The 16,127-nt window shown below is 42.0% G+C and carries 16 protein-coding genes and 5 tRNA genes; 5 read left to right on the top strand and 16 right to left on the bottom strand.

From position 1 onward, the window contains the following. Positions 1-8 precede the first annotated feature (8 nt). From ACSLUR_RS18690 to ACSLUR_RS18650, 9 genes are all read right to left on the bottom strand, one after another. A tRNA-Leu gene (locus tag ACSLUR_RS18690) sits at positions 9-95 on the bottom strand. 55 nt (positions 96-150) lie between these two features. Further along, positions 151-226: transfer RNA gene (locus ACSLUR_RS18685), tRNA-Gly, on the bottom strand. 78 nt (positions 227-304) lie between these two features. Next, positions 305-391: transfer RNA gene (locus tag ACSLUR_RS18680), tRNA-Leu, on the bottom strand. Between the two features lie 4 nt (positions 392-395). Beyond that, positions 396-469 (bottom strand) — tRNA-Cys (locus ACSLUR_RS18675). Between the two features lie 56 nt (positions 470-525). Next, positions 526-601 (bottom strand) — tRNA-Gly (locus tag ACSLUR_RS18670). 146 nt (positions 602-747) lie between these two features. After that, complete coding sequence (gene pgsA, locus ACSLUR_RS18665; RefSeq protein WP_116000330.1) at positions 748-1,329, bottom strand: CDP-diacylglycerol--glycerol-3-phosphate 3-phosphatidyltransferase; 582 nt, start codon at positions 1,327-1,329, stop codon at positions 748-750. Positions 1,330-1,441: 112 nt separating this feature from the next. Continuing rightward, positions 1,442-3,319: an excinuclease ABC subunit UvrC gene (gene uvrC / locus ACSLUR_RS18660; RefSeq protein WP_448556821.1), complete on the bottom strand. Its 1,878-nt coding sequence runs from the start codon at positions 3,317-3,319 to the stop codon at positions 1,442-1,444. 7 nt (positions 3,320-3,326) lie between these two features. Continuing rightward, positions 3,327-3,974 (bottom strand): UvrY/SirA/GacA family response regulator transcription factor, encoded by a 648-nt coding sequence (gene uvrY, locus ACSLUR_RS18655; RefSeq protein ID WP_116002376.1) that lies wholly within the window; start codon positions 3,972-3,974, stop codon positions 3,327-3,329. Positions 3,975-4,187: 213 nt separating this feature from the next. Then, positions 4,188-4,427, bottom strand: coding sequence for a hypothetical protein (locus ACSLUR_RS18650; RefSeq protein WP_116000332.1), 240 nt, complete (start codon positions 4,425-4,427; stop codon positions 4,188-4,190). A gap of 159 nt (positions 4,428-4,586) precedes the next feature. On the opposite strand from ACSLUR_RS18650, the gene fabA reads away from it, so the two are divergent. After that, positions 4,587-5,102: a bifunctional 3-hydroxydecanoyl-ACP dehydratase/trans-2-decenoyl-ACP isomerase gene (gene fabA, locus ACSLUR_RS18645; protein WP_116002377.1), complete on the top strand. Its 516-nt coding sequence runs from the start codon at positions 4,587-4,589 to the stop codon at positions 5,100-5,102. 103 nt (positions 5,103-5,205) lie between these two features. Here the strand turns inward: fabA and rmf are convergent, their stop codons facing one another. Further along, positions 5,206-5,379, bottom strand: a complete 174-nt coding sequence (gene rmf, locus ACSLUR_RS18640; RefSeq protein WP_116002378.1) for a ribosome modulation factor — start codon at positions 5,377-5,379, stop codon at positions 5,206-5,208. A gap of 146 nt (positions 5,380-5,525) precedes the next feature. Between rmf and ACSLUR_RS18635 the strand changes: the two genes are divergently transcribed. Both ACSLUR_RS18635 and ACSLUR_RS18630 read left to right on the top strand, forming a co-directional pair. Then, positions 5,526-6,104 (top strand): SixA phosphatase family protein, encoded by a 579-nt coding sequence (locus ACSLUR_RS18635; protein ID WP_448556818.1) that lies wholly within the window; start codon positions 5,526-5,528, stop codon positions 6,102-6,104. 39 nt (positions 6,105-6,143) lie between these two features. Continuing rightward, positions 6,144-6,518, top strand: a complete 375-nt coding sequence (locus tag ACSLUR_RS18630; protein WP_448556816.1) for a VOC family protein — start codon at positions 6,144-6,146, stop codon at positions 6,516-6,518. 15 nt (positions 6,519-6,533) lie between these two features. Here the strand turns inward: ACSLUR_RS18630 and ACSLUR_RS18625 are convergent, their stop codons facing one another. Together ACSLUR_RS18625 and ACSLUR_RS18620 are read right to left on the bottom strand one after the other, a co-directional pair. Next, positions 6,534-7,079, bottom strand: a complete 546-nt coding sequence (locus ACSLUR_RS18625; protein ID WP_448556815.1) for a nitroreductase family protein — start codon at positions 7,077-7,079, stop codon at positions 6,534-6,536. Positions 7,080-7,201: 122 nt separating this feature from the next. Beyond that, positions 7,202-7,885, bottom strand: a complete 684-nt coding sequence (locus ACSLUR_RS18620; RefSeq protein WP_448556813.1) for an HvfX family Cu-binding RiPP maturation protein — start codon at positions 7,883-7,885, stop codon at positions 7,202-7,204. A gap of 187 nt (positions 7,886-8,072) precedes the next feature. Here ACSLUR_RS18620 and sppA point away from each other — a divergent pair, with 187 nt between their 5' ends. Next, a complete protein-coding gene (sppA, locus tag ACSLUR_RS18615) occupies positions 8,073-9,956 on the top strand; it encodes a signal peptide peptidase SppA (RefSeq protein ID WP_448556811.1) in 1,884 nt (627 codons plus the stop codon). A gap of 40 nt (positions 9,957-9,996) precedes the next feature. Beyond that, positions 9,997-11,037 (top strand): asparaginase, encoded by a 1,041-nt coding sequence (ansA, locus tag ACSLUR_RS18610; protein ID WP_448556809.1) that lies wholly within the window; start codon positions 9,997-9,999, stop codon positions 11,035-11,037. A 61-nt stretch (positions 11,038-11,098) separates the two neighbouring features. Here the strand turns inward: ansA and ACSLUR_RS18605 are convergent, their stop codons facing one another. From ACSLUR_RS18605 to ACSLUR_RS18590, 4 genes are all read right to left on the bottom strand, one after another. Continuing rightward, positions 11,099-13,918 carry a DUF349 domain-containing protein gene (locus ACSLUR_RS18605; RefSeq protein WP_448556807.1) on the bottom strand — a complete coding sequence of 940 codons (2,820 nt, stop codon included), beginning with the start codon at positions 13,916-13,918 and terminating at the stop codon, positions 11,099-11,101. Further along, positions 13,915-14,220, bottom strand: a complete 306-nt coding sequence (locus tag ACSLUR_RS18600; protein WP_448556805.1) for a YeaC family protein — start codon at positions 14,218-14,220, stop codon at positions 13,915-13,917. The genes ACSLUR_RS18605 and ACSLUR_RS18600 overlap by 4 nt, the downstream gene beginning before the upstream one ends. Beyond that, positions 14,221-14,550, bottom strand: coding sequence for a zinc ribbon domain-containing protein (locus ACSLUR_RS18595; RefSeq protein ID WP_116000340.1), 330 nt, complete (start codon positions 14,548-14,550; stop codon positions 14,221-14,223). 80 nt (positions 14,551-14,630) lie between these two features. Continuing rightward, entirely contained in the window at positions 14,631-16,106 is a 1,476-nt protein-coding gene (locus ACSLUR_RS18590; protein ID WP_448556803.1) for an alanine/glycine:cation symporter family protein, read from the bottom strand. Positions 16,107-16,127 lie beyond the last annotated feature (21 nt).

The following is a 16,127-nucleotide window of genomic DNA, read 5'->3' as shown; positions in this document are numbered from 1 at the left end:
AGATGAAATGGTACCCAGGGCCGGACTTGAACCGGCACGCTCTTACAAGCGAGGGATTTTAAATCCCTTGTGTCTACCAATTCCACCACCCGGGCACTGCTTACTGTTTAAGTAATGCCACTCATTCATCTTGAACTGAGTAGTAAAATTTGGAGCGGCTGACGAGGCTCGAACTCGTGACATCCACCTTGGCAAGGTGGTGCTCTACCAACTGAGCTACAGCCGCTTCGTAAATTGCGGCGCGCATTCTAACGCACCTATTTCTCTATGACAACTTCTTTATACAACACCGTTCGAAGTGAAATGGTACCCAGGGCCGGACTTGAACCGGCACGCTCTTACAAGCGAGGGATTTTAAATCCCTTGTGTCTACCAATTCCACCACCCGGGCATCATGGAGGCGGGTCCCGGAGTCGAACCGAGGTCCACGGATTTGCAATCCGCTGCATAGCCACTCTGCCAACCCGCCATATCACTACGACTGGGTAGTATTCCTTGAAGTTACCTCTTAAAAGAAAGAGAAATTGGAGCGGCTGACGAGGCTCGAACTCGTGACATCCACCTTGGCAAGGTGGTGCTCTACCAACTGAGCTACAGCCGCTTCCTGACGCTGACTCCCTGTCAACTGGTGGTGCATTCTACATTGATATTAATGGGAGTCAACAATTAAATATCAAAAATATTTCAAGTGATTAAAAAGCGTTTAATGTGATGTTTTTTTAGCTTTTTCGCGACAAAAACAAGCATTTATTCCGCTTTTAAATCAGGCCATGCAGCTTTGAAATAACTCACCATAGTTGAGACCGTCAAGACAGTCGCAATGAAATAGAACAAATAAGCAGCTCCCATTAAAATTTCATGTGGGAAATTAAACACAATCAACGGAATATCGTAATCTGGTTGCCAAATTAACCCCATGATCCCGAGCATTTGTGCAGCCGTTTTATATTTTCCTAATGTTGACACCGCTACGGTGTCGCGCTTGCCTTTAGATGACATCAGTTCTCGTAAGGCACTAATAAAAATTTCGCGGGCGATCATTATCATCGCCGGAACCGAGATCCACCACACGGCATAATCTTCAGCAATCATAATCAGCGCTGAAGCGACCATAAGTTTATCGGCGACAGGATCAATAAAGGCACCAAATGCCGAAGATTGATTAAGCTTTCTAGCTAGGTAGCCATCTAATGCATCACTCACCGCTGCTAACCAGAAAATGGCAAACGCACCGAAATGATTCCATGAGACAGGTAAATAGAAAACAATGATAAATACAGGAATTAATACAATTCGAAATAAGGTAATTTGGTTAGGAATGGTCCACATAGATACTTCACAAAGCTATTCTTATCGTTGCTACCGCTACTATATAGAAGACAATCAAACATCATCTCTATAGCAACGGCAGTTTGTGAAGCTATTCTACACAGTTATTAAACTAATTGTCATGCAGCGCATCATATATATTTTGCGCGAGGGTTTGGCTGATGCCTGGCACTTTCTCTAAGGTTTTAACATCGGCATTTTTTACTTCCTGCATACCACCAAGGTATTTAAGCAGAGCTTGACGCTTCTTAGCGCCGATACCTGGAATAGATTCAAGCGAGGAAGTTTTCGCGTGCTTTTGTCGTTTGGCACGATGACCCGTTATCGCAAATCGGTGCGACTCATCGCGAATGTGTTGTACTAAATGCAATGCTGGAGACGTAGCTGGCAATGAAATAAGTTGGTGGCTACCAGCGAGAATAAGCGTTTCTAAGCCTGGCTTACGCGACTCCCCTTTTGCTACCCCCACTAACAGCGGTATTTTAGTGAGCGATAATGAGGCGAAAAACTCTTCCGCTTTAGCTAACTGCCCTTTACCACCATCAATAAAAACAATATCTGGTAATTTATCTTCGTCAGTGACTTTGCCATAGCGCTTGTTTAGCGCGAATGCCATGGCGGCATAATCATCACCCGGCGTTATCCCTTTAACATTGTATCGGCGATAATCGCTTTTCAACGGCCCTTCAGTATTAAACACCACACAAGACGCAACCGTTTGTTGCCCCATGGTATGGCTGATATCAAAACACTCTAACCGCTCTATTTGCTGGTCTAATTCAAACACTTCGTTTAATTGTTCAAAGCGTTTATGCATTGATTCTTTTTCACTATTGCGAGTGATCAGTGCTTGTTCAGCATTCGTTGCAGCAAGCTTTAAATACTGTTTTCGCTCTTGGCGCACATTGCTCGAAATTTTAACTTCGTATTCCGACTGCGCTGACAACAAGGCTGACAATTCGCTGGCACTTTCAATTTTATGGTCGATCACAATTTCTTTCGGAATTGCGCCTTGAAATGCTTCATTGACTAAGTAATGTTGGCCAATAAAAGCAGCAATAATTTCTTCGTCGGTATCTTCTGCCATTAATGTTGGATAGTAGCTTTTACTGCCGAGAATTTTATGATCGCGAACAAATAACACATGTAGACACACTTGCGCCCCTTTACGGTACAAACCAATAACATCCATTTCTGCAGCGACACCGCTAACAAATTGCTGTTGCTGAACTTTGCGAAGCGTCGCTATTTGATCGCGATAACGTGCCGCCTGCTCAAATTCAAGTGCCATACTCGCTTCTTCCATACGGCCAACGAGAGTATCAATCACCTGTGAGCTTTTACCGCGAAGAAATAACTTGGCAAGGCTAACTTGCTGCTGATAGTCGGGCTCTGAAATTTTATCCACGCAAGGTGCGGAACATCGGCCCAATTGATACTGCAAACACGGGCGTGTTCTGGCGCGATAATAGCTGTCTTCACATTGTCGAATGGGAAAAATCTTTTGCATTAAGCGCAGTGACTCCCAAACAGCACCGGGGCTTGGGAATGGGCCAAAGTACTCGCCCTTTTGCCTTTTTACACCGCGATGCATACCAAGCTTGGGGTGTTTATGGCTAGTGATCAGTAAGTACGGATACGACTTATCATCACGCAACAGAATGTTGTATTTAGGCTGGTACTTTTTAATGTAGTTATTTTCAAGAATTAATGCTTCACCCTCGGTATGGGTGATGGTCACGTCAATCGCCAGTATTTGCCGCACTAAGGCTTTGGTTTTGACACTGGCAACGTCTTTGCGAAAATAACTGGCGAGGCGTTTTTTAAGATTTTTGGCTTTACCTACATAAATAACTTCTTGCTCAAGGTTATACATGCGATAAACACCAGCCTTTTCCGTTACCGTTTTAAGAAACGACTGGTGATCAAAAGTTTGTGCAGTTGGTGAACTTTGTGTGGAAAGTTCAGATGATTCTGTTTGTTCAGGCAAGGCGACTCTAGAATTTTTCTGTTTTTAACATGCCGTGGCGAATTGCCAAATGGGTAAGTTCAACGTCATTGCTCACGTTAAGCTTATCAAACATCCGATAACGATAACTATTGATCGTTTTAGTACTTAGTACCAGTTGCTCAGAAATATCTGGCACTTTCTCACCTCGAGTGATCATCCACATAATCTGTAACTCACGCTCTGATAGCGCGTTAAATGGATTCTCTTCTGTAGATTTGAATTGATTGAGCGCCATTTGTTGCGCAATTTCAGGCGTTATATAACGTTGCCCACTGTTAACCGCGCGGATAGCATTGACCATTTCATCTGGCCCTGCGCCCTTGGTTAAATAGCCAGCGGCACCTATTTGCATCACTTTTGTCGGGAAAGGGTCTTCACTATGGATAGTTAAGACAATAACTTTAACATCAGGTGCATAGCGGATGATTTTCTTCGTTGCTTCTAAACCACCAATGCCCGGCATGTTCATGTCCATCAAGACAACATCAGGTTGCTGTTCCTTACGACAGAACTGCACAGCCTCTTCACCGGTTTCAGCTTCGCTGATGACTTTAATTCCTTTAACTTCGTCAAGTATCTTGCGTATCCCTGTACGGACCAATTCATGATCGTCAACTAAAAGAACGTTAATCAAGAGCATCTACCTTTGTTTTGTTATACATTGTTATCCCTGAGTTTTTTATTATGTTTTTCATTGCTATTGCATTATTCGTCTAAGCATTGTTGTTAGTATTTTGCTCTACGAACATATTCAGAGATAGATCAAAACTATATAGTGAATTACCTATTATGACAATTAATTAATTCCATAAAACGCTTATAAATTAGGCGTATAAACACCTTTTGACTAAAGCTTATTCTTTGTTAACCAATTATTTAGTAATCCTATTTGGCCATTTTTATAAGCCGCATAAGTTAGCCTAACCGCATTGCTTAAAATAACAGAATCAGACCAGTTGGTTTGTTCTTGGATTAGCTCATAACATTCCAACGCTTCTTTCGATAGATAGCCGCGCATTTCCTTTTTACCATTTTCTTTTTGACGTTCGCGATAACGCCGCTGTTTTTCTGCATTGCTTAACGCCATGTCATCTCCTTGTCATTAAGCTCAATTAATATACGCTACTGATGGTTACGCATAACCATCGAAATTGCAACAAAATAACTGCTCCGAGTTGTTTAGTGTACAAGTGTTCGCTAAAGTAGCTACTCTAAATTACAGCAATGATTAATGAACAGAAAAAATATGGAACAAAAAAACGCATTCAGCAAAGAAGACTTAGTGTTAGCCGGTACCACCGACTTTTTTGGTGAAGGTAACAGTAAATTGCCCGCTGACAACATGCTGATGATGGACCGTATCAATCTTATTACCGAAGAAGGTGGTGAGTTTGGTAAGGGTGAAATCATTGCCGAACTTGATATTAATCCCGACCTTTGGTTTTTTGATTGCCACTTCAAAGGTGATCCGGTAATGCCAGGCTGTTTAGGTCTAGATGCTATGTGGCAACTTGTAGGCTTTTACTTAGCATGGGCAGGCGGTCCAGGACGTGGCCGTGCATTAGGTGTTGGCGAAGTTAAATTTACGGGCCAAATATTACCTACAGCGAAAAAAGTAACTTATAACATTCAGCTTAAACGAGTGATCAAGCGTAAGCTGTTTATGGGTATTGCTGACGGTACCGTTTCTGTGGATGGCAAAGTGATTTATACCGCAACTGATCTAAAAGTTGGTTTATTTACAGATACATCAAGCTTTTAATTCAAAGCTTGATGTTAAATACTTGAACAGACAAAACACAAAAGCCCGACGACAAGTCGGGCTTTTGCTTTTCTACTATTTGTATTTTCAATTATGTTGTTTTCTACTTGAATAAACCTTGCTGTTTATCGGCAATGGCCTCTCGCCAACCACCTAGCCACTCAGATTTTGCTTCACTGTTTTGATATGGACACATTTCTTTAGAGCGCCCTGCGACGCCTGCTTGGTAACCTTTAGAGTGTGCTCTATCGTGACGATCACGTTTTTGCCTCTTCATCATCGACAAGTTCTCCTTATTATCTTTTCGCTCTTTTATTCTGAACATTTTTCAAACGCCCTATTAACGAATAGAAGAGAGTAAAGGTTATTTCAACAAAGAACTTAGTGATCACAACCAAGAGATTGATATCACGAATTAAATAATTGGCTCTTCCAACCTCTTCAAACCATTATTTGCCAGCAGGAATTGCCAAGATTGGCTACATTAGAAAGGTGGAAAAAATAACCTTACATTTGATCAGGCATGCCAAATCGAGCTGGGATAACCCTATGCTCGAGGATATTGAGCGGCCACTCAATCAAAGAGGCAAGCAAAGTTGTCGGATAATAGCACCCAAAATAGCTGAATTAGGTTGTGACTTTCAGCAGGTAATTGTTAGCAACGCGATACGCGCACAACAAACTATTGAAGGAATCGCAAACAGTCTTCCGAATATTCAATTGCAGTGGCACACAAAAACACAGCTATACACGTTCAACGCATCTGCCCTGTTGGCCTATTTACAAAGTTTAGAGCTTCACATCAGTAACCTTGTCGTTATAGGCCACAACCCTGCTCTAACTGACCTGTGCAACTATTTAACGGGTAGCGACATAGACAACATACCGACAGCTGGCTATGCGCAACTAACATCTATTGGTCCTATTTCATGGCAAGATTTAACGCGAAATAGCTTTGCATTGTGTCATTTTATTAAACCAAAGGACTTTAAAACCAACTGAGCTATACATAAATGAGAAACGCACAAAAGAGGAACACACATGAAACTTGGCGCATTTTCAATCAGCTTAAATGTTAAAGACATTAAGCTCTCTTATGAGTTTTATCAAAAACTAGGCTTCACTCAATTTGGCGGAGATATCGAACAAAAGTGGTTAATTTTACAAAACGAAGACAAGCATATTATTGGCTTGTTCGAAGGAATGTTAGATAACAACACACTCACTTTTAATCCAGGCTGGGATCAAAGCGCACAACCTTTAACAAACTTTGACGATGTACGAAAAATCCAAGCTCAGTTATTAGCCGATGGCGTGAATTTTGTGACGCAAGCTGATAGCAATAGCGAAGGACCTGCAAGTTTTGTAGTGTTAGACCCAGATGGCAACCCCATTCTTGTCGACCAGCATCGCTAAAACTAGCAACGGGTATTAACCCAAATAACGGGTCACTGTTTCAAACGATTTTCGTGGCTTACTTGGCAGTACTTTGCTCTCTGTACCAACATATAAATAGCCAACAATATCTTGCTCTGCTGCTACGTTTAGCGACTGCTTTACGATTTCACAATGCGCCATATCGCCAGTGCGCCACATCGCTTGATAACCCAATGCTACCGCGGCCATTTGCATAGCGTAAACGGCGCAGCCTGCGGTAATTAACTGCTCTTCCTTGGGTACCTTCGGATGTTCTTGGTAATTAGTCGCGACAACAATCATCATTGGCGAGCGAAATGGCATTTTTTCCGCTTTAGTCACTTTAAATTCATCACCACTGTTGACCTGTGCTGATTGTTTGAACGCTTGTGCCAGTGAAGCGCGGGCTTCTTCTTTAACAACGATAATGTTAAATGGCGTTAAACCACCGTGATCAGGCACTGACATTGCGGCTTGCAGCATTTGTTCAAGCTCATGTTCGCTTGGCGCAGGTAAGGTTAAGTTTGGATTTGATTGGCGTTGAAGTAGAAAATCGATCACTAGCGTACTTTTATCTATGTTTATCTGTGTTGTAGTCCTTTCATTGTAATGAATATAAAAATAATAAAAACCCGCACTTAGTGCGGGTTTATAAAAATAGCTAATTTCTCCACTATTTATTATTAATCAGCAGACAAAAATCGTGCACGAACGAAGTGATCGGCACTCGTAAAGCGACCGGCACCAATAAAGAAAAGCGCAAGTAGCATGATGAAATAAGTTACAGCAAACTCAATACCATTGTTTAGCACAACAATATTACCATTTTCATACAACCAGTTGGTGTTGCCATTCTCATCTAAAATATCGCGCATTTTATTTAAGCGTACTGACGTTTCTTCTGAATTTTCTAAGCTCGCTTTTGCACTGTCAAAGCCTAACCAAGCAACCATTTTTGCTGGGCTTGTATCTGGGTTTGTCGGCGTGATGGCGAACCAACCATTGTCAGCGTGCACACTTGTTGCGGCAACAACCATAGTGAACATTAGCGGAATTGAGATTAAGCGCGTGAATAAACCGATAATCAACAACCAACCACCTAAAAACTCAGTCCATGCTGCTAAATTTGCCAACAGTGTTGGGAATGGTAAACCTAAGCCCCATTCCGTGTTGCCAAACCAATTGACAATGTTTGGATCCGCAGCCAGCGATGCTAAACCGGTAACATCTGGGTTGCCAAGTTGTAATTTAGAATAACCAGCAATGATGAATACAGGAGCAAGATATAAACGAATTAACAGCGCTGGAATACCGTCAAGTTTTGAAAGCTGTTGAGTAAAACTTTGATATAAAGAAGGTAAGTTCATAAGTTCACTTTTGTTGTGTTAAATAATATAGTTGGACTAGACCGTAGAAAACCCAAAATAATTCTCCTACGTATTTGTTATATTTAAAGATAATAAATTTTACAAAATTTACTACTGCAAGTTAATAAATTATGTAGCATTAGTACCATGACGGTAACTTCTCAATCCGATGTAGTGGAAAATATGAATGAATAGTAATCCTGGCCTTATTAGACGATTTTTTTCAGCGAGTTGGCGTGTTGTCGACACAAGTCGCAAACTTGTAGTAAACCTAATTTTTCTCGCGATCATTATCGCTATCATTGGCATTATTAGCAGTGACGATACGCAAGTCACCGTCCCAGAAAATTCAGCACTCGTGCTTAATTTGCGTGGTGACTTGGTAGAGCAAAAAGTGGCTATCGATCCAATGGATGCATTATTTAACGAAGCTTTAGGCCAAAAAGAAGAAAGACCCGAAGTGTTAGTGAGCAATGTACTTTCAGCAATTGAGCATGCAAAAAATGATGATCGCATCAAGCTTTTAGTACTTAAGTTAGATCAACTTGGTCGCGGCGGTTTGAGCAAGTTACAAGATATTGGTCAAGCATTAAATGACTTTAAAGCTGCCGACAAACACGTGATTGCTCTTGGCGATTCATATTCACAAGGACAATATTATCTCGCTAGCTACGCCGACGAGATATGGTTAGATCCAAAAGGCTATTTACTGCTCGATGGTTTTGGTCGCTATCAACTTTATTTCAAATCAGCGTTAGAAAAGCTCGCCATCAGCCCTCATATTTTCCGGGTAGGCACCTACAAGTCAGCGGTTGAGCCTTACATTCGCGACGATATGTCTGAGGAAGCGAAAGCAGCAAATCAATTATGGTTAAACGACCTGTGGCAAGAATATAAAAAAGATGTTGCTAAAGAGCGCAGTTTTGAAACAACTAATTTCGACGAAAACATTGAATCTTTGTTAACTAAATTTAGCGAGGCTAATGGCAGTTTTGCTGAATACGCGAAGCAAAACCAGTGGGTAGATTCACTAAAAACTCGCGATGAAATGGTTAACGATTTAATGTCTCGTGTTGGCAAAAACGCCAGTGGTGAATACTTTAAGCACATCAACTATAAGTCTTACCTTAAGGCGATTAAACCTCCATTCCCGTTAGATACAAACGGTAGTGATAAAGTTGCTGTTGTCGTTGCAAAAGGCACGATTTTAAATGGTAACCAAGCACCTGGTACCATTGGTGGCGATAGCACAGCTAAACTATTAAAACGCGCCCGTTTTGACAAGCAAGTAAAGGCTGTTGTACTGCGTGTTGATAGCCCAGGCGGCAGTGCTTATGCATCAGAAATCATTCGCCAAGAAGTAGAACTGTTAAAGCAGGCGGGTAAGCCTGTTGTCGCCTCTATGGGTAGTGTTGCGGCATCTGGTGGTTACTGGATTTCAGCATCTGCAGATAAAATTGTCGCGTCACCAACCACGATTACAGGTTCAATTGGTATTTTTGGCATGTTTATGACGTTAGAAAATACGCTTGGCAAACTTGGTATTCACACCGACGGCGTTGGTACTACTGATATTGCTGGTTTTGGTGTAACCCGCCCACTTTCTGAAGGTATGTCGAAGTTATTTCAATTAAGCATTAATCGCGGTTACGAAGACTTCATTTCGCTAGTGGCAGAAAACCGAGCGATGACCAAGCAGCAAGTAGATAAAGTTGCACAAGGTAGAGTGTGGTCAGGCATTAAGGCGCAAGAGCTTGGCTTAGTTGACGAGCTAGGCTCGCTAGACGAAGCTGTTAATATTGCAGCAGATCTAGCTAAGCTTGAAGACTTTGAACAAGTGTTAATTGAGCGCGAATTGAGCCCTCAAGATTTGTTCTGGCAAAACCTAGTGGACAGCAGCGCATTCGTTGCTGAAAAAATAGGTTATGAATATCAATCTTCTTCACCAATTGCCCATATGGGACAAGCTCGCCAAATCGTGCAGCAAGTTATCGACGAGGTTAAACAACTCGAACAATTTAACGACCCACAAGGCATATACTCATTTTGTTTGACTTGTGAGGTAAATTAATTCTTAATGCCCCGATTACTCGGGGCTTTTTTTACCTACAATGAAGAAAAACATTTATGTCGCCTACACAGGCGGTACTATCGGCATGAAGCAAAGTGATCAAGGGTACATTCCCGTTAAAGGTCACTTAACCGATGCTATCAATCGTACACCTGATTTTCATCGCGCAGAAATGCCAGACTTTGTCATCAATGAATATGAGCCGTTAATTGACTCATCAAATATGACCCCAAAAGACTGGCAACGTATTGCTGATGATATCTACCAACATTACGACGACTTTGACGCCTTTGTCGTGCTGCACGGCACAGACACTATGGCGTATACCGCCTCTGCTCTATCATTTATGTTTCAGCACCTCAGTAAGCCCATTATTGTGACGGGTTCGCAGATCCCTTTTAGTCAATTACGTTCCGACGGACAAGAGAACTTACTGAATTCTTTATTTATTGCCGCTAACTATCCAATCAATGAAGTGGGTTTGTATTTTAATAACAAGCTATTTCGCGGTAATCGAAGTATTAAAGCCTATGCTGATGGTTTTAACGCCTTTGATTCACCGAACATGGAACCACTACTTGAAGCCGGTATAGATATTAAAATAAAGGCTGGAAGGCTTGCCGATGAAACAACGCTAGCCGATACAACAGCGAAAGAAGCGCGACAAACGCTTAAACTCGTGCCAATTACACCGCAACCTGTTGGCGTAGTTCATTTGTATCCAGGAATTAGTCATGAGCTAATTAGCAACGTATTACAACAGCCGGTTAAAGCCTTAATTTTAAGAAGTTATGGTGTGGGTAATGCCCCACAAGATGAACAGCTACTAAGTGTACTTAAGCAAGCGACAGAGAAAAGGATTTTAATTCTAAACCTTAGCCAGTGTGTCAAAGGCAAGGTAAATATGGGTGGTTATGCAACAGGCTCAAGTTTAAGCCAATGTGGCCTAATTAGTGGCGCAGATATGACATTGGAAGCTGCCTTAACCAAGCTGCACTTCTTGTTAAGTCAAAACCTGCCTTATGAAACACTGTGTCAACTTATGCAAGAAAACCTGCGAGGAGAGCTATCACTTTCATAGTGATAGCCACCAACGCATCTTATTTTTACTTAAGCATAAGCCCAAGCCTAAACCTAAACGACTAGCAAAAAATTCTTTTTACTCGCTCTATTAACGGCAAGTCTTCTGCCGTTAATTGTCCATCATTTAGCCAAGACCAAAGCTTATCTTCAGCAGACGTTAATTCACCAGAGTTCATTTTTTGTTGCATGAGCTCAACTTGAATTGTTCTGCGCTGCGCTTGGTCTTGTGCTGGTGACTCTACGCCAGCAATAATCTCTAACGTAATGGTTAGCGCTAAGCGATTTTCAGCGCTCTGCTCAGATAAATGCTCAAACACTTTACGCTTGCTTGCTTTAGACAAGCTGTCATACGCTGCTGTATCTTTACAAGCCTGACGGGTAAGACTTTCTTGCGCAATTTGCTCAAATAAAGCAAAAACCTGTTGCCAGTCCTTTTTACTGCTTTGTGCCAACAACAACTCAAGTTTGCTTTGGCATTCGTTGACAAACTGACTCACTTGGCCTAGCGCCGTTTTATTTGGGTGTGACTCCCCAAGAAGTTGCTGTTTCAACTGCTCAGCCTCGTTTTGCAAGGCCTTTATGTCACTAGGCGTTGTGGTTTCTGCTGTTAGCTTAGCATTGAGTGCTTCAAGCGTAGCTTTTACTGAAGACAATTGCTCGGCACTTTCTTGCTTGTGTTTTGACTGCACTTGTTGTCGCTGACCAAATATTTGATCATTTACGGCGCGAAACTGTTGCCATAAACGGTTTTCTTTTTTCGCACCAGCGTATCCAACTGTCTTCCATTGTTCTTGCAGTCGTTTGACACGGTTAACCGCATCAAAAACAGCTTGCTCATCGTCCATATGACAAGCGAGTGATTGTGCCTCATCAATTAACGCCTGCTTGGCTTTTTCATTGTCGTCGTGATAATGATTAATCGCTGTACGCACAGGCTTAGAGAGCGTTTGATATTCTTGGTTGATATTGCGATAAACTTTGCGATCGACATCTCCGGCATTTCGCCACTGTTGATTTAACTTGTTAAAGCTCGACTCTATCGTCTTAAAATCAATATCCTTGCTAGATAGCTGTTCAGTAAGCAACTTCAGATGTTCAATCAGTTCTTTACGTGTAGCTAAATGTGCATCGCGAATTTTTTCTTGTTCCGCGTAAAACAAACGACAAGGAGCAAAGGCTTGCTCGCAAGCCTGGTTAAACGCTTGGTTTAATTCACGATCAACTTCTTCATCGGCGTGACCTAATGTATTCCACGTTTTTCTATACCATTTAACTTTGTCAGCTTGCTCATTCGGATTATCGAGTGGAGTCTCAGCAAGCGTTTTAATTTCTTGCAGTAACTCTTTCTTACGTGGCGTGGCAATGTAGTGTTCCCAGTCACTTAACTCTGCCATTTTCTCTGACAAATGCTCAAAATCACGATGTAGCTTACGTTGAAGCTCTTCCGTCAACTCTTTATAGGCGCGTTTGAATTTGTTAAATACACCAAATGCCGCATTGTATTTGCCCGACGCTAACAAACGTTTCAAGTCAGACACTTTACGCTGGGTTTGACGCAGCAATTGCTCTTGCTCTTTTTCAAGCGGCGCTAACGCTGCTAACCAAGCTGTTTTTACTTCTTTGTACGCAGCAATAATTGATTCAGGCAATACGCCACTGGCTTGGCGCATATTTTCTTGCCAATCTCTAAGCCAAGATTTAAAGATACCTTGCTTGTCAGATAATTCTGATTGGCTTACTGGTGGCGTTTGCTGCGACATTCTGGCAATTAACTGCGTAGCATTAGCAACAGAAGCGGCAATTTCATTCACTTTGGAAAGCTTGTTGGTCAGCTCTTGTGAGTGTACCAACAACGATTTTACCGCTTGTTCACTAAGCACCGACGCTTTTACTTGACGTTCAAATTCTGCAATATCATTCAGCAATTGCTGCTCATCAAGACTAGCATTTTCAAAAATAGCTTCACTTATTGCTTGTGTTGTTGACGATAAAAATTGCTCAAAACCTTGCTGTTGGTCTTGTTGCTGCTGGGCAACTTTGGCTGCTATTTGTGCTTGTTGGTACTGCTCTGCTTTAGCAATGAAAACCTTATCTAATGTAGCGTTAATCGTTACGTATTTTTCATTGAACGTTTGCGCGCTTTCTTCTGAGAGTAGCTGAAATTGCTCGCATAGCACTTGCCATTCTTTTTCTAACTCAGCACGCTTTGATAAAACAACACCATAGTCAGTCACATCTTTCAGTGCTAATAGCTTAGACAAGTTCAATTGAGCATCTTTGGTAATTTTTATCGGTGCTTGTTCAGCTTCTTTTAGCGCCGTAATTTTATTATTTAACAGCGTTGATGCCGACTCAAGGTTAACTTTCTTGGCAAGCTTTTCCAGCGAATCGATGTCACTATTGTTATCAATAATATATTGCCATAACGCTAGTTGATTCTTTTGCTGCGCGATACTCACCAGCAAGTGAGGCTTATCAAGCTTGCTAAACAATGCCAAAATAAGGTCAATCGAATTGGTTTGGTTTAAAACCTGTTCAGCTAACGCTTTATTTAGCTGCTCACCAAACTCTATTCGCTTTTCAATGCTTAATTGGGTGTCGTCACTGGCGATGTGTTCAACAATTTTTTGCTCAGCTACTCGGCGAATTGAACCGGCACTGTCGTTAGTTAGCGCCTGTTGCCAAAGCGTATAATCATTCAATTTTAACAGCGCAGCACGTCGCACAAGCGCACTCTCGTCTTCGCTGGCAAGCTGGCGAATAATTTGCTCATCTTGTGCTTCGTTTAATTGTAATTCTTGCTCGATGCAGCTAACCCGAACGCTTGGGTCTTGGTGCTGCCAATTCGCTTTTGAAGCGAATAACTTTGAAAAGATCATAGATCCGTAAACCTAGCAATATTGTTCTGTTCAAGGGTTGTTGAAGATTGCTCTTGGTTATGACTAAATTCAGCCTTCAACTCACGTTTGCTTTTACTGACAATTTCACCATTTTCACCAACAGTGAGCATTTCTTTTGATTTAAGTACACGTGCCTGATACGCCATTACAATCTGCATAGCAGTATCGCGCTGTGCTTGATCGACGTTGGTGCCTTCTGGCCACTTTCCCGTTTCTGCGGCACACTTGAAACGTTCAAACATATCCTCAGAAAGATTATCTACAACTTGAATGATATCCATTTATTTTAATTTTCTTTTCACTAATAAAATTCTAACGCGAGTAACGATATACAGAATGAAACCGATCACTGTGCTACTCATGGCGGTAACATACTGCCAGCTACCTGGCTGAGCGTTTTGCCAAAACAAAAACAAGAAACCGCCACAAAATAGCAACATGGCGATAAAGGAATGCGTCATTAACGATTGTTGCTGCTTAATGCGTTTTTCACGCTCAAAACTGGCGAGTTTTTCTTGGTCTACGCCCTTAAGCGGAACGCCACAATGGCTACAAGATTCACTTTTATCAGATATTTTTTTACGGCAAGACGGGCAATTGATAACAGCCATATAGCTTCCTGTTTTTCTAAATACCTCGGTATTTTAACCAAAAAAAACGCCCTTGCGGGCGTTTTTTCTTGGATTATCGATTATTTTTTATCGCGCCAAATGTCGGCATTTTTTATGCCTAGCTTATCAGGGTCAAAACTATACTCTTCAACCCCTTCTTGCTGCTGACGTTCATAGTCTTTCAGTGCTTTAATCGCTGGTTTAGCCATAAAGAAAATCACTAAAATACCAATAATGTTTAACCAGGCCATTAAGCCAACGCCAACATCACCTAAGCCCCATGCAATATCTGCTGCTTTTACCGTACCGTAGAAAGTCGCCACCATAATTGCAACTTTTAACAAGAAGGTTAACGCAGGGATTTTGAACGTACGCTTGATGTAAGCAACATTGTTTTCCGCAATAAAGTAGTAAGCCAAAATAGTGGTAAACGCAAAGAAGAACAAGGCCAATGCAATAAATGGTTTACCAATGCCTGGTAGCATGCCTTCCACAGCAATTTGGGTAAATGCTGGGCTGTTAGCAGCAACATCAGCGGCTACATTTTGAATAATAAAGGCATCGCCAGCGCCGTGAACATTGTACGCACCCGTGATTAAAATCATAAAGGCTGTTGCTGAACAAACAAATAGCGTGTCAATGTAAACAGAGAAAGCTTGTACTAGGCCTTGCTGAGCAGGATGCTTAACCTCGGCAGCAGCTGCCGCATGAGGGCCAGTACCTTGACCAGCTTCATTTGAATATACACCGCGTTTAACACCCCAACCAATAGCCGCACCAACACCAGCCATTGGTGAGAATGCATCGTTGATAATCATCATGAAAACGCCTGGCAATTTATCGATATTAAGCGCGATCATCACACAAGCAATAATGATGTATGCCAATGCCATAAATGGCACGACAACCTGAGTGAAATTAGCTATACGCTTAACACCACCGAAGATGATAAAGCCAAGCAATAACACAATGGCAACCGCAGTATACACTTTAGTGATAGCAAGTGGGCCAAAGGCCGTGTCAACAATATGCCCTTGACCAAAGACCATAGTCACCGCTTCACCAATACTGTTTGACTGCACCGTTGGTAACAACACACCACAGGCTAAAATGGTTGCTATGGCAAATATCCATGCATACCATTTTTGACCCATTGCTTTTTCAATGTAATAAGCTGGGCCACCACGGTATAAACCATCGTGCTCTTCTTTGAATATTTGTGCATTCGTAGATTCGATATAAGCAGTCGCAGCACCAAAAAACGCCACAACCCACATCCAAAATACCGCGCCAGGGCCACCGAAACCGATTGCCGCGGCAACACCTGCAATGTTACCCGTACCAACGCGGCCAGAGAGTGAAACCGCTAATGCCTGAAAGGAAGAAATACCCTGCTCAGAGCTTTTTCCTGACAGCAGCAGGCGCCACATTTCGCGAAAATGGCGAACTTGCACAAAACGGGTAATAACTGAGAAAAACAAACCTGCGCCTAGGCACAAGTAAATAAGCGCAGGGCTCCATATCACGCTGTTAAGCGTATTGACTAGTTCTAACACTAATTAACTCCAATATTGTTA

The sequence above is a fragment of the Thalassotalea montiporae genome, assembly GCF_053485855.1.
The sequence above is the reverse complement of the archived record's forward strand: the minus strand, read 5'-3'. Positions and strand labels throughout refer to the sequence as shown.

Bases quoted from the DNA above. Each gene is read 5' to 3' on its own strand.
- pgsA (WP_116000330.1), bottom strand. From the start codon at position 1,329: ATGTGGACCATTCCTAACCAAATTACCTTATTTCGAATTGTATTAATT.
- ACSLUR_RS18650 (WP_116000332.1), bottom strand. From the start codon at position 4,427: ATGGCGTTAAGCAATGCAGAAAAACAGCGGCGTTATCGCGAACGTCAA.
- fabA (WP_116002377.1), top strand. From the start codon at position 4,587: ATGGAACAAAAAAACGCATTCAGCAAAGAAGACTTAGTGTTAGCCGGT.
- rmf (WP_116002378.1), bottom strand. From the start codon at position 5,379: ATGAAGAGGCAAAAACGTGATCGTCACGATAGAGCACACTCTAAAGGT.
- ACSLUR_RS18630 (WP_448556816.1), top strand. From the start codon at position 6,144: ATGAAACTTGGCGCATTTTCAATCAGCTTAAATGTTAAAGACATTAAG.
- ACSLUR_RS18620 (WP_448556813.1), bottom strand. From the start codon at position 7,885: ATGAACTTACCTTCTTTATATCAAAGTTTTACTCAACAGCTTTCAAAA.
- sppA (WP_448556811.1), top strand. From the start codon at position 8,073: ATGAATAGTAATCCTGGCCTTATTAGACGATTTTTTTCAGCGAGTTGG.
- ansA (WP_448556809.1), top strand. From the start codon at position 9,997: ATGAAGAAAAACATTTATGTCGCCTACACAGGCGGTACTATCGGCATG.
- ACSLUR_RS18605 (WP_448556807.1), bottom strand. From the start codon at position 13,918: ATGATCTTTTCAAAGTTATTCGCTTCAAAAGCGAATTGGCAGCACCAA.
- ACSLUR_RS18600 (WP_448556805.1), bottom strand. From the start codon at position 14,220: ATGGATATCATTCAAGTTGTAGATAATCTTTCTGAGGATATGTTTGAA.
- ACSLUR_RS18595 (WP_116000340.1), bottom strand. From the start codon at position 14,550: ATGGCTGTTATCAATTGCCCGTCTTGCCGTAAAAAAATATCTGATAAA.